This is a genomic window from Bacillus sp. FSL R9-9530 (assembly GCF_038008145.1).
Classification (GTDB): Bacteria; Bacillota; Bacilli; order Bacillales; family Bacillaceae_G; genus Bacillus_A; species Bacillus_A mycoides.
Genome location: NZ_JBBOYO010000001.1, coordinates 1,289,747 through 1,303,832, shown reverse-complemented (window position 1 = coordinate 1,303,832; position 14,086 = coordinate 1,289,747). Strand labels below are relative to the sequence as shown.

Genomic DNA, 14,086 nt, shown 5'->3' with positions numbered 1-14,086 from the left:
TTAAAAATACGAGCTTTTTTATAAACAAAATATATTTTTTATTTTATTAACTTCACACTATAAAAACGCATTTGATCTAATGAACCTTCATATTCAAATACTTCTTGCTTAATTAATTCTTTCAAGCGATATTCCAAAAACGTATCCCCAACCAATTGATCCGAAAGTCCAAGTGCTTCACCTATTACTCTCGGAGCTTTATGAAATTCTTTATCTGCTCCTACATTTTTCGCACACTCAATAATGAATTGATCAAAATAATCTTCTTGTACAGCATGCACTTCATCGTCTTTCCAAACTCTTAAAAACTCCGTGCTTTGCGATAATCTATCCCACTCATGTGCAAACTTCATTCGCTTCTCTTCAGTTAAATACGGAAATTCCACAAAACTTTTTTGGAAAAGAGCTAAACTTTCAGGAGATAATTCTCCAGTTCCACGGATATCATAATCTTGTTTTAATATTTCTCTACTCGCTTCAGAAGTATTCATAACACGAATATTTTTCTTATCTTTTAATTGCGCAATTGCAAAACAAAGCCCTACGTGCTCATGGGCATTATCCGCCTTCCAAACGGTAATCGGTGTTTCATTCGGAATTGAATGTAGCTCTTCTAAAGTCTCCTTAAATCTTGGTAAATACTCTTCTTCAAAATAACAATCATAAGAAGTTAAGTTATTTAATAACCACTGTGCCCTTGCTAATTGACCTTCATTCGTATGTAATTGATGTATGGGACCAATTGAAAAGAATTCAGAGTATGAAACAACACTCTCCTCGTGTAATCCTTCTTGTTTCAACATATATTTTAAACATCCGGCAGTTGAATCATCAAAGGCAATATGAATGTGTGTGCTTTCTTCTAAATTTTTTTCCTGAGTTGTATGACTCGTCAATTGCTTAGGGATACTCGTTAAATTTTTTATCATATCTTCGCTATAATTCCCGTCTAATACATCTAACTGTATTAGAATACTTTGAAGTAAATGTTTTGCTTCATCTTCATACATATCCTCTACAACATTTTTAATTTTATCTATCATATAAATCCCTCTATTCATTTCTAAAATAACGTAGATTATAGTGTATCATTTTAGCCCAGATGTTTAAAAGTCTTTTTAAAATCAAATCGTTTATTACACAGATTGCTGCAGCCATCTAAGTTTTTAACAAAATCTTTCTCTATGTTCCTCTCAATCTATAGATCTATAATATTTTTTTCTTCCTCCTTATTTATCTCCCAAAATCACATTAGTTGCTAAATAATTTTTAAACACTTTGTAAATCTTTTTATTTAAATGTATAATTATATAGAAAATAAAAAATACAGGAGCAATATTAATGGCGAAAGTACTTACTAATTATAAACATTATTTAAAAAATTGGAGATTTATATTTATTTGTATATTACCTGCTGTCGCTTTATTGTATACATTCGATGTCATCTTTGAACTACTGTGTCACCAAAATTTCTATTTGTCTAATTTAATTATTGCTATCATATTAATCTTAATATTTATTAACGTTAAAGAAAACTATAATTGAAACGAAACCGTTGTGAAGCTACATTTTTCATAAAAAATTAGAGCACCCTGCTATTGGATGCCCTAATGTGATTAGAGGTTTTTTCTGAGTATTTAGTAGGACACGAAGATCTTGTCCTATTACATACTATATGCTTATACTTATTACATTGTGCACTAGAAAGCACAATGTCTAGATGCCAAATAGATACATACACATTGGAGTAACTAACACGCTAGAAAAGACCTTTCTATATCCATTCATTCTTAATAGCCTACATTATTACTAATAAAATTTTCTCATACTTTCATTGTACAATTTCTTTATTTATAAACAAAAAACATCCCCATGGATGTTTTTTATCTAATTACCTTTAAACTTCCATAAATTTAGCAGGTACACCAATTTTTTCAACTACAGAAGATATATTAGTAGGGTTAATCATTACATTTTCAATACAAACTAATTTATTTTCTAATAATCCATTCTCTGTAGTAATAAACTCTTCAAATCGTTCTAAAGTCATTGAGAATTTGTGCTCACTTCCACCATTCATACTGACTTTTACATACTTCATAGTGTCACCGCCTCTCTTAATTATCTATAATTCGCTAAAAATACGCTTACATCCTTTTATTAAAACGTGGATTTATCACTTTTATCACTTCCCACTACACGTTTGAAATGATTTTGAGAAAAAAGCTACTAAACACCACCTGTTCTTTTCATTAAAATTTCAATAGAATATTTCCAGAATTATATATCTTTGAAAAAAATTATGTAATAGTACTCATTAAATATTAGGAGTGTTATTAATGGTTGATATAATCCGACTCTTAATCATCATACTTATCGCAATTTCTTTATTTTCATCAATTATTATGGAGTTTAAAAAACCTCACAAAAGTATGTTTTGGTTCTCAATTGAAGTCTTGTTTCTGCTAGGAATCGTACTTTTAATGAAAGAATTTTTCATCAAACTTTCCGCATAAGCCCTTAAGTAAAACATAATATCCCATCAATAACGCAGGATAAATTATGATTGTTATTTTTTTCACTGAAGTTAATAATTTAACTTCCGATAGTTATCTTTTATTTATAACTACTTTATAAGCTTCTGCTAATTACTCTTTTTCGTATATTATCATGAAGACTAGAGCAAGCATACCTTGTCATATATTAGATAAGGGATGTGATAACATTGGGTAACGATAACAATCAATTTATTTTTCATGTAGTACAAAGTTCGGCAATTAAAAGATTTATAATTATCGATATAATTGCTGGAACAGGAATTTATTGGACCGTAAATTTCATTTCTTCAAATGCATTACTCGCAATTATTAGTTGTTTTTTGGGGACAAAAAAAATGAAAAAAATGCATCATTCATAGAAGCAATAACTAAATCCCAATTCATTTCTTTCAAATTTGTGCCTTTACTCTTCTTGAAGTGGGAAAGCAATTTTTCACAGTTGGCTAATTCATCCGACTTTCTGGCAGACAATACTTTTGATTGTCTGCTTCTTGTATGAGATTTTTCGTTTGACATATACTACTTTTGAACCTGTATACCAATACAAGCCATTTTGGTGTTTGGGATTTCCCTTCCTGGGATAAGTATTTTTGAACTTATCCCTTTTTGTATAGGCATGTATATTTGGGATAAAACTAATTACAAGCAGATTTTCTGTTTATTCGTAGTTCTTAACCAAAAGACTTTTCTCCTTTAAAGGACAGTAGGTACGACTGCTTGTCCTTTTTTATTAATATTTCACACACCATTTTTTGCCCCCTTCTAAGCATTCTATTACAGCTCCCAAATAGCCAATGTTTATAGTCATACAAAATAAGCAGTTGCTGATACTTTCCTTTTTGAGTTACACAACACAATAAAAATGTGTAATTATAGATTTGAATCCATGTCCCTCCTATCTCAAAAGCTCTCCTAAGTAACTAAAAAAACACCTTAAGTGGGTGTCCTTTTTTCTTTATGTAAGAGAACATACAGATAACATTAATCCTCCAAATGTCACTGTTCCTAGTAACCCCAATACAACTCCTGTTAAACAAACACAATCAGCAAGACAAATTGAAGATTGCGATAATGGAACAAATGACCTACTTGTGCTCGATCCATAATATTTTATTTTTTCATAATTTATATCCAACATGAAATGTAGACATGATACACAACCCTCAATAGTTTGAAGAGATTCATTTTCTAACCGCTCCAATAACTTGTTATTTAAAGCAAATGGTAGAGGGTACTGCTTATCTAATCATCTCTGTTGCCGTATAAATCCCTAGTTTAGTTTGTAATAAAGTATTAAAATAATGCTGGTTATATGTTCACGTTATTATTGCTAATAAGAAGGATAAAGATAAAAATGCACAAAATGGTACATGTAAAACAGTATCCATTCTAGCAAACTGCGTATCTTTTTTTCGTTTAAAGATACCAAAATAATGAAACTCACCAATTACTCTTATGAAAAAAACAACCATACAAACACAGGATCCCATTTGAACAAAAACATTGGGAAGTGCGGAATGAACAATATTTGCTTGTTGTAATAAAATCATTGCTGCCATACTTAATAATAACGCAATGAACAATGTCATTCCTGTACCTGGTGTAAACGCCTTTTCTCCAGCTTTAGTTGGAATGACACTATTTGTCGCCCACTTACCTCCGAAAGCCCAATAAACATGTAAAAAACTAACTAAGAATAATATGCAAACAGAAATATATGTAACAATAAGCATTTTGTCCTCCCATTATTTTATTTAAATCCTTACCTTTAAAATATGCTATGAATCCTTCATACGCAATCTATATTTAATTACATAAAAAACCCCTTAATGATTTATCAATTTTACGATAAATCATTAAGGGGTTAGTGAAATTTATTATGCATTATACCTATTTTTTCGACGTTCCATCCTAGTTTGTCCTTGAACAGTACTTTCTTTATATTGATCTATTTGCTCTGCCATTTCATATGTTACAACTGGTTCTTCGTTATTACGCTCATGCATTATTTCTGGCGTTTTACGTTTAGAACCTTTTCCACCAAACTTAAATAATTTCATCTTAAATTTCGGTAATCTTGGAAAGCGGATCTTAAATGATAGCCTTTTACGTTTCTTTTTTTGTTTAAATAGATTTGTATTTTCTTTATTAGTGTCTTTCTCTTTACGGTGTAATAACATCGCAAGTAATCCACCTAATATAAGTCCTCCAACTAAAAGGAGAATATATAAGTAATGGCTTGTCATTAAATTCATCATACGCTCAAGTATGACTAACGACTGCACTTCTTTTATATCCCATAGTAACGCGGCCCATAATGAGAATAAGCCCAAAGTAAGCCCGTATGTACGAAACCGGAATAAACACGGAATTAACGCAATGCAAGCGGCGATTTTCGCGTTCGCTATTATTGAACTTATTGAAATATCCTGATTCCAAATAACTAACAGTAATGTTATAAATGGTGCATACGCTATCCAGCTACATATACGTGAATATATCTTTTTCGCAAAGTAACTACCGAAACTAGTAAAAAATAAAAGTCCTCCAATATATAAAGATTGTTCAAGAGGGATTTGCTTTAACATTCCTGCAATTGGAAAGAGGCCGCTCAGTAGCATTAATAATACATCTAATTTCTTCACAATTCCCCATTCCTTTCAAATTTTCTTTTCAATTAATAAAAATCGCTTTTCCATATGATGTAGTTTTTGTATTTCTAAAAAACATCTTAATCCTGTATGTAAATAAAGTAAATACGTAAAAGAAAAGATACATGACAAAGGATAGCCTTATTTACATGAAAAAATGACAAATCCTGCTCATTATTACTAGCAGGATTTGTACAATATTATTTATATTAATATCAATGTATCTTCTTTTTCTAAAATTATTACATCTTCATCTAATTCGTCATTGAATTCTTTAAACTCCCTTGAATCAATATCGGTAGTATAGTTTTTAATTAATTTAGCCATATGCATTACATACGTATTATGAATATTTTGTTCTGAGAGCAAGGTTGATTTACAGCACATGTAATGTATCATTTTGGCGATTTCTTCTCTCTCTTCAGATTTTACACCAAGCGGGATAACTTCGAGTATGTACTGCTGTACTATCTCATTACAATCTAATTCGTATGCAGCCGTGCTATAGTAAATTCCCATTTGATCTACAAATAATCTCGTTTCATTCATAACATGTTCTTGGTCTCTAACAATATAGTTCGGTACATCTGAGTTAGTATTAATTCTAATTATGTTTATATCCTCTTTTAAATTTGGGATTATTTCAGGTGAAACCCCAATATTAACGCTTTTATTTTGCAATTCCTCTATCCAATATTTCCTCATATTGGCATCTACAATAAAATAAACTTCTTTATTTTGTTTATGTGCATCTTGTGAAATTTCAACTAATGTTTCTGACATAAATTGTTTAAAACTGACTCCTATATCATTCCTTTTTGATGGTTGTGGTAAAAACACTTTATTATTACCTATATTTAATAAAGTATGATCAATTGTGCCCCATTCTTCTTGACCATATAATTTATATAATATTTCTCTCCCATTTATTTTTGAAAAAATAGGTAAGAAATCATATTTAGACATTTTCTCAATTGATAAATTTACAATTATCCCCGGTAATTTTATCTTATTCCAACTACACTTTAAGAATCCCTTTTGTTCTAACAAACTAAGAATGGCATTAATAATTTCTTTTTTAGATACACTTTGTCCGATAAATAAATTAATAAATGCTGAAATACGTTCCGTTTGAGCGAATCCTTCCCGAATAATTTGCTTTGGATTAATTTTTTCGCGACCATCACAATTTTTTATTGCAATTAATGCTAATTTCATTTCATTTTGCTCACCTGCCGTAGCATGTACAGCTTTTACGACATCGTCTACTAGTTTCTTTTTGTTTTTATGGCTATATTGCATTCTATATGGATTTTGTAACAATTTCCTAATGTTATATCTTACTATTTTTAACAACACCGGATTGTCTGCATTTAATACATAGGAGGAATCTCCGTTTTGAGCTAAAACTATTTTGCTATCTAATAACGCTTGTTCTATCTCTATTACTATATCATCTGACCATACTTCTAACGTAATTGATTCTAATCCCTTTGGGGCAAATAAAGGTAATAACTCATTCTCATTATTAGTTAATACATTTTCACATTCTGGAAGTAATGTGAAATATGGGCATATTCGTTGGAATTCATTAAAAAGTTCCTCTTTTTCTCTTACTTTTATACCAAATTTTATTTTTGTTCCTTGAACTTTATATATATTTTCGTTATATGGAAGAAGCACTCTTATCTTTGTTCCTCTAATATACTCTTTCGGACATTGGAGAATGTTCTCTAATTTAACTTCTCCCCCTATCCTATAATCATCTTTTAAATTTCTAAAACGTTTAATCCACTTTATTCCTTTTACAGCTTGTTGTACTTTTAACTTTACAAATCTTTGCTTTTTATTATTTGATTCAAATTCAGGAGTTGAAATCAGTATTTGGCTCCGCTTTCGCCCTAAAAGTATAGGGATATCTTTATGATTATATTGTTGATAAAACCTCCTAATCCCTACAGATACTTTTAATAGCGGAATATTCTCACCTCCACGAGTTACGTATTCAAACCGATATACATAAGAGAAATAATCATGTGTTTCTTCATCTTTAATTGGCTCAGACATCGCTTCTGAAACATGTTGTGATCGCAGTGGTGAAAAATATATTTCTTCCTCATTTTTATTTTCCAAATGTAAAGGCTGTTCGCAAAAAATATGAGTAATTAGAGCTGGTACCCATTTAGAAAACGTTTTTTTATCATGTAATGCTGGCAAATTACTAATTAAATCATACTGCCATTCTAAATGTGGTGGATCTATTAATTTATTAGGTTTCCAATCATGAATAACCTCATACCAGCTTTGGAAAATATAGTCTAACTGTTCTTGTTTCATTGGTTCTTTTGCTACAATCCAGGGCGTATCTTCCTTTAATATATATGGATTATGCTGAATGAATAATATATCAGAAAACATTTCATACAATCTTTCATTTACAAGTTTTAATTTGCTCGTTAATAAAAATGTTCTATAATGTATCTCTACAATCTCAAGCCATTCAATAGGAAAATAAATATACGATACTTTCTCATTATAGAGGGGTTCTACTATATTTTTAAATGCTAATAACTGTAATTTTTCCATATTATTAATACTTCCTCTCTTAATTTATATTGATCATGAATAATACTAGAAAAGATACCAATTTTTTAAGCATTAACGAATCAAATTTTAACCAAGCACATTAAAGGAAATAGCTAAATTACATTCGTTTATATAAATAAAACATTATTAAAATCAAATTAATATAAAGTAACTATTAACATATAACTACCTCCTTATGGGACTTTATATTATAAAATCATTATAATTAATTATTATATTTTTTTATATATGATTTACAAAAAAATTACAGAAACTAAATATAATAAAAGGTATCGCCTCTTTATATAGCGATACCTTTTATATACTCTTAATTAAATAACACCTTTAACTTCTTCATTCACCGGCCATTTTTCTAATGTATATGCCATTTCCCAAAATGAATATTCATATTGACTACTAAAAATAAAATGTTTTCTCATACGATTACGGTCTGCCTCTGTTACTTTTTCAGCGATCGTATCTAATCGTGTGATTTGCTCTTCTACTAGAGTACGGAACCAATCAGATCCATATGCAGAAATCCATTCTTGATAAATTGGCTCTTCTGGTTGACATTCTTTTAACCGTTCACCGATTTCATAATATAACCAATAACAAGGTAAAATAGCCGCAATAATATCTCCTAAATGCCCTTCATAAGCTGCACGATACATATGAGATGTATATGCATATGCAGTTGGCGCAGGAATAAAATTATCTTTTTCTTCTTTTGTAATCCCTAATTTCTTTGCGAAATTCTCATGTAATGATAACTCAGCTTCATACGTATTTTGTGCATGGTGTGCCATACGAGCTGTCGTTTCTAATTCAAGAGCCTTTGCAGCACCTAACGTTTGTACTCTAGCAAAATGACTCAAATAATAAGAATCTTGAAGCACATAATATCGAAAACTAGCTAAATCTAATGTTCCTTCGCCTAGTTTTTTTACAAAAGGATGGTTAAAACTTGCTTCCCAAATTGAATCTACTTCTTTACGTAATGATTGTGAAAAAGTCATTTAAATTCCTCCAAATAATGTAAAAAATATACGTATTTATCCACAATTATTAAAGCTGTAAAATAAAAAAACTTTCTTTACAGGCGTAAAGAAAGTGAAATTGACAGTATTTATTCGTTAAATAGCAACGTCTTTCCCACTTTCCTACGCTGGCATTAACCAGATCAGGTACTAAGAGTCTCAAAATTTCATCTGATCTCAGCCTATAAAAGGCCCCCCTAGTGGATAAATATTTAGTTGTCGTATTGTAATTATCATAGCATAATTCGTGGAACTGTCAAAAGAATTAATTATATAACTACCTTAAAAACCTTCTTCTTTCCTTACTTTTAATGAAGTTTCAATTATCATATCTAATAGTTTGCTATAATTAATTCCCGCTGCTTCCGCACTTTTTGGCAGTAAACTTGATTGTGTCATCCCTGGTAATGTATTAACTTCCATTACATATGGAATTCCTTCCTTCACCATCATATCAACCCTTGCATAAACACTACATTTTAATGCTTTATAACAAGCCAGTGACGCTTTATTTACACGTTCCTTTATTTCAGCTGGAAGTTCAATAACTTCTTCAACTGTACTAGTATCATCATATTTTGCATTATAGTCAAAGAACACAGCAGCATGTCGAATCGAAATGATAGGTAACTGTTGCCCATCAAAAATTGAACATGTAATCTCGTCACCTTTTATATACTTCTCAATTACTACTTCAGAATCCCATTCGAATACAGTTTCTAGCATAGAGATTAATTCATTTTTATCATAGACAATCTTAACTCCAACACTTGAGCCGCCAGAGTTTGGTTTTACCACTAACGGAAATCCTAATTTATCTAATTCCTCAAGCTTTAGATCCTCCATTTTTGTAAGTTCAATCCAATCTGGTGTTTCTACTCCTTCATAACGCAAAATCTTTTTTGAAATATTTTTATCCATACATATACCGCTAGATAACATATTACTGCCGCTATATGGAATACCTAAACTCTCAAGCGTCCCTTGAACCGTACCATCTTCTCCGTATTTCCCGTGTAATGCTAGCAATGCAAAATCAATGTCTTTCGCTTTTTCAATTAAATCCATTTTTTCATTTAACGTAATTGGAACGATTTCATATTTACTCTTATCTAAATGTGCAATCATTTCATTCCCAGTCATAATTGATACTTGTTTTTCAGAGGATACTCCTCCCATAATAACGCCAATTCTCATTTTCTCAACTCCAAGTTTCATTTTTTAAAGTTTCACCAATTATTTGAATCCCGCTAACAATTTCCTGTTCTTTCAAACGTGAAAATCCTAATCGGAATGTGTTCGCTCCTCCTCCATCAGAGTAAAAAACATCTCCAGGAGAAAAAGTAACTCCTTTCTCATAACACTTTTGTAAAAGTGTGCGGGCTTGAATTTTTTCTTCCAACTCTATAAACAAATGAAGTCCACCGTCTCCAGTCATTCTTTTAAACGGAATGTACTGATTACACGCCCCAACAGCTAACTCATATTTTTTCTTATAAACAGATCTTGCTTTTTTTAAATATTTTTCAAAATATCCTTCATGTAAATATTGAAACAGAACAGCTTGATCTAACGTAGATGTGTGAATGGTTCTGGCTCTTTTAACACTTTCTAAATAATGTATCAGTTCTTTATCTGCAATGATCCAACCTACACGTAAACCAGGGAAAAGTACCTTTGAAAAGCTACTAATATAAATCACATTATTACCAGCCCCTGCAAAAGTTAATAATGGCGATAAATGTGAACCCGAATAACGTAATTCTTCATTAAACCCATCCTCTATAATAGGGATCTTGTATTTTGAAAATAACCTCATCAATTCCGTTCTTTTCTCCGAACTCGTAACAATACCAGTCGGATTATGATAAGAAGGGATTAAATACGCGAAATCAAAATCCTTTTCACGCAAACTTTTTTCTACTTCATTCGTATCAATACCATCATCATTCATATTAATTCCATGAACTTCAAGTCCATGTAAACGAAAAAGCTTCAATGCAGCATGGTGAGTTGGGTTCTCACAAATAACACGCCCTGATTTCTTCGATAAAGAAGATAACACAATATCTAATCCTTCTGTAAATCCATTTGTAATTAGAATATCTTTGTTCGAAATATCTACACCTTTCATTTCCATGTAATGAAGTAAATAATTAATTAACGGTCTATAACCTTTTGCATATCCGTAGTTCAATACGATATCCCCTTCAATGGACATACGAGTAAGAAAAGCTCTTTTGAAATTTTCAACATCAAATAGCTTTTCGTCCGGGGCTATACTATTAAAAACAATCATTCCTTTTTCCCAGCGAACTCCATGCTTCATTAAGTCTAATTCATCTGCTAATGTGGTAACTGTATTAAGTTTATTTTTCCAATCTATTTCAACAGACGAGGTGTTACTTATATCCACCTTCGCAACGAAATTTCCTTTTCCTTTAACTGCATAAATGAGTCCTTCTTGTTCTAAATCCGCATATGCAGAGAGTACTGTATTTCTGCTCACTGATAATAATTCACTCAGTTCCCTTGTTGATGGGATTTTTTGGTCCCCCAACAAATGCCCTTTCATAATCATCTTTTTTAAATAATCCTTTAATTGAATATAAACGGGACGATCTTTTACAACTTTAAAATCTTTAAACAATTTCTTACCCCCTGCAATTATTTTTACATATTTATTTCATTCTCAAAAGGTCCACTACATATGTATTTTTTATTAATAGCGGTACGGTTATAAAGTCTATAAATCATTTCGATATAAATTGATTACATCTTTTAAAGCAGCTGCTGCAGCTCCGCGTGGATTAGAAGCTCCACCAATTGTAGTTACTTGTCCCATTGTATCTGTAAAGAACGTAATTCCTTTTTCCGTGCCATTTATATTTGCTAACGGATGTTCTTTCTCTAAATTACAAGGTTGTACACTAAGGTTTACTTTTCCATTATCATCTTTATATGCTGATGCAATTAATTTAATTGATTTATTTTGTTCCTTTGCATTTTGAATTTGTTGCGTTGTAACGTGCTCTATTCCGTTTATTTTTATATCTTTGAGTGAATAATCGTTTCCCATTAAACTATTCGTCAAAAGTAATAATTTACAAGCGCTATCCATCCCGCTTATATCTAATAACGGGTTAGTCTCCGCAATTCCTTTATTTTGTGCTTCTTGCAATGCTTCTTCAAACGTCTTATATTCTTCATGCATCTTTGTAAGAATATAATTTGTTGTCCCGTTCAATATTCCTTCTATTTTTTCAATATGGCAACCTGCTAAACTTAGTTGTCCAATGTCTAATGTCGGTAACGCAGCGGCAGTTGCACCGCTATATCGAATGCGTGAGCCTGAAATACGTGCTGCTGTATTCAGTTCACTCCAAGCTGTAACAAGTGCACCTTTTGAAATAGCTACTATATCCATTTGATTTTCAATAGCTTGTTTCATATACTGTTTCCCTGGATTTCCATTTTTAAGATTTGTAGCAGTTGATTCAACCAATACAGTACCATTTATATTAATCGTTCCGCGTTCCTCTGGATAATGTTCGATATATTTTTCAATTGCAGCAGAACCATCACCATACGTCAATAAATCATTAATCTGCAAACCTTTTCCGTTATGTATTGCAATATTTCTTCCTATCACTCCACTAACAACTAAGTCAATTCCATATGTTTCATTTATATATAAATATTTTTCGTTTAATAATTTAATAAATTCTTTACCAACTGTCCCATACCCCGATAATACAACTTGAATTTTCATAAGATCACCCCATGTTTTTTTTGCCAAATCCCTCTTTCAATATAATATAAAGCGCCCTCGAATTCCATCGAGAGCGCTTTATTATTATCTATTTCGGTAACCGTGATAATTTTTCTGCAATTGTTCTATAAAACTCTTGAATATTAGAAAAACCTAACGTGTCTGAAACGCTTAATCCTACCATATCAAGATGGTCCCAATTTGCTTTCGTTTCGATATGATTCCATTTTCCAACCTGTAAAGACTCATTATCATTTGCAGCAATATTAGATGAAGGTGCAATCATAGAATTTGTATTTACTACACCGTCATTTTGCCACCAAGAAGTATCTATTAATGTTCGATTCTCTTCATATCTTGCATAGGAACCTAAGAAAAATGCATTACCCATTAACACTTTATTCATCGTTATATGAGGTAAATGTAAACCTGTTATTGGTGCTGCTTGCGATGCATGTCCACTATAGGATAAGTAATATACATCCGATTGCGTCTTTACCCAATTATTTAACTCCTTTGCTCCATCAGTACTTAAATCCCATTGACTTATATCTTTTGTATTTTCCCAAATTGAACTATTTAAAATACGATCAGTATATTGAAAAAAGGACTCTCCAGTATTCTTTTTTATACCCCATTGATCCAATTTAAAATCATATAATGATAAATTATTGTTTCCACCTAAACTTGCAGCTGTAATGAGTAAATCTTTAACGAACGGCAACAGAAGACTTCCGTCCGCGAGTGTTGTACCGTTATGAGGAGTTGCTAAAGTTGTAACACTATGAACATACGATTTGCCACCTTCAAATAGTGGTGATATCTTTGTGTTCGGATGATTTTTCACATAATCTTTTTCTTCATAACTTCCTTCTTTTAATAACTGCACTAATGTTCTTGTCGTTTGTCCACCCATGCTATGCCCAACTAAATGAACTTTATTTGTTTCACTCCAATTCGGTGCAAATCCACTATAAGTTCTACCAAAACGATTATGTCCATGTTTCTCAGCATGTGCCGCACCGTAGTCTACTATTCCACCGTTAATTTGCGCATATAATTCACATGCACGATCCCAGTTACTAGAAACTGGTCCAACAGCTGCAGTATGTACTGTATAACCATTTCTTTTTAAATCTTCTTGTATATCATGAACACCACCCCAATATTTTACCCCTAGCATTTCCTCTCTACCCCATCCAGCAAATCCATTCACTAAAATGATAGGATAATTATTTTGTTGTCTCTCTTCAGCGTATGTTGTTTTCGCTGCGAATGAACAAACAGTCACTAATGCGAAAAAACATACTTTTAAAAATAATTTCCCCATACTTTCTCCCCCTCAATAAAACGTTTACATTTATCTTTGAAAAAAAATACAAACTTAGTTTGCAACTTAAACATAATGTAAAGTATTTTATATACGTTGTATATATAGAAAACATATACAAATGTTGATAAATATTTATTCTAGTAAGC

Annotated in this window: 13 protein-coding genes, 1 pseudogene and 1 riboswitch; of the genes and pseudogenes, 2 read left to right on the top strand and 12 right to left on the bottom strand. The window is 31.4% G+C overall.

Translation table 11 applies throughout. From position 1 onward, the window contains the following. Positions 1 to 38: 38 nt before the first annotated feature. Entirely contained in the window at positions 39 to 1,043 is a 1,005-nt protein-coding gene (locus MKX66_RS06510) for a DUF1835 domain-containing protein (protein WP_002189788.1), read from the bottom strand. A 298-nt stretch (positions 1,044 to 1,341) separates the two neighbouring features. On the opposite strand from MKX66_RS06510, the gene MKX66_RS06505 reads away from it, so the two are divergent. Continuing rightward, on the top strand, positions 1,342 to 1,545 hold the full coding sequence (locus tag MKX66_RS06505; protein ID WP_002085221.1) for a hypothetical protein: 204 nt from the start codon (positions 1,342 to 1,344) through the stop codon (positions 1,543 to 1,545). Positions 1,546 to 1,897: 352 nt separating this feature from the next. On the opposite strand, the gene MKX66_RS06500 is transcribed toward MKX66_RS06505, so the two are convergent. Then, on the bottom strand, positions 1,898 to 2,101 hold the full coding sequence (locus MKX66_RS06500; protein ID WP_002085220.1) for a hypothetical protein: 204 nt from the start codon (positions 2,099 to 2,101) through the stop codon (positions 1,898 to 1,900). A 624-nt stretch (positions 2,102 to 2,725) separates the two neighbouring features. Between MKX66_RS06500 and MKX66_RS06495 the strand changes: the two genes are divergently transcribed. Further along, the gene (locus MKX66_RS06495; protein WP_002070042.1) at positions 2,726 to 2,917 is read left to right on the top strand and encodes a hypothetical protein; all 192 of its coding nucleotides are present in this window, start codon (positions 2,726 to 2,728) and stop codon (positions 2,915 to 2,917) included. Here the strand turns inward: MKX66_RS06495 and MKX66_RS06490 are convergent. The 10 genes and pseudogenes from MKX66_RS06490 to MKX66_RS06445 all read right to left on the bottom strand — a co-directional run bounded on the left by MKX66_RS06490 (position 2,868) and on the right by MKX66_RS06445 (position 13,937). Continuing rightward, positions 2,868 to 3,074, bottom strand: coding sequence for a hypothetical protein (locus tag MKX66_RS06490; protein WP_341087677.1), 207 nt, complete (start codon positions 3,072 to 3,074; stop codon positions 2,868 to 2,870). The two genes, MKX66_RS06495 and MKX66_RS06490, sit on opposite strands and share 50 nt — an antisense overlap. A 439-nt stretch (positions 3,075 to 3,513) precedes the next feature. After that, a pseudogene (locus MKX66_RS06485) lies at positions 3,514 to 3,804 on the bottom strand (homoserine dehydrogenase); the annotation flags it as partial. Positions 3,805 to 3,874: 70 nt separating this feature from the next. Then, entirely contained in the window at positions 3,875 to 4,291 is a 417-nt protein-coding gene (locus MKX66_RS06480; RefSeq protein ID WP_341085798.1) for a DUF3995 domain-containing protein, read from the bottom strand. 144 nt (positions 4,292 to 4,435) lie between these two features. Continuing rightward, complete coding sequence (locus MKX66_RS06475; RefSeq protein ID WP_002070031.1) at positions 4,436 to 5,203, bottom strand: DUF3959 family protein; 768 nt, start codon at positions 5,201 to 5,203, stop codon at positions 4,436 to 4,438. 210 nt (positions 5,204 to 5,413) lie between these two features. Beyond that, positions 5,414 to 7,795, bottom strand: a complete 2,382-nt coding sequence (locus MKX66_RS06470) for a pPIWI_RE module domain-containing protein (protein WP_326997909.1) — start codon at positions 7,793 to 7,795, stop codon at positions 5,414 to 5,416. Positions 7,796 to 8,127: 332 nt separating this feature from the next. Further along, positions 8,128 to 8,814 carry a thiaminase II gene (tenA, locus tag MKX66_RS06465; protein WP_341085797.1) on the bottom strand — a complete coding sequence of 229 codons (687 nt, stop codon included), beginning with the start codon at positions 8,812 to 8,814 and terminating at the stop codon, positions 8,128 to 8,130. Between the two features lie 124 nt (positions 8,815 to 8,938). After that, positions 8,939 to 9,044, bottom strand: a riboswitch (TPP riboswitch). Positions 9,045 to 9,117: 73 nt separating this feature from the next. Further along, complete coding sequence (ddlB, locus tag MKX66_RS06460) at positions 9,118 to 10,032, bottom strand: D-alanine--D-alanine ligase (protein WP_002013134.1); 915 nt, start codon at positions 10,030 to 10,032, stop codon at positions 9,118 to 9,120. 4 nt (positions 10,033 to 10,036) lie between these two features. Continuing rightward, positions 10,037 to 11,485: a MocR-like pyridoxine biosynthesis transcription factor PdxR gene (gene pdxR, locus MKX66_RS06455; protein ID WP_002032478.1), complete on the bottom strand. Its 1,449-nt coding sequence runs from the start codon at positions 11,483 to 11,485 to the stop codon at positions 10,037 to 10,039. Between the two features lie 96 nt (positions 11,486 to 11,581). Beyond that, entirely contained in the window at positions 11,582 to 12,607 is a 1,026-nt protein-coding gene (locus tag MKX66_RS06450) for a homoserine dehydrogenase (RefSeq protein WP_002165683.1), read from the bottom strand. 88 nt (positions 12,608 to 12,695) lie between these two features. Next, positions 12,696 to 13,937, bottom strand: coding sequence for an esterase/lipase family protein (locus MKX66_RS06445; protein WP_002032480.1), 1,242 nt, complete (start codon positions 13,935 to 13,937; stop codon positions 12,696 to 12,698). Between the last annotated feature and the right edge of the window lie 149 nt (positions 13,938 to 14,086).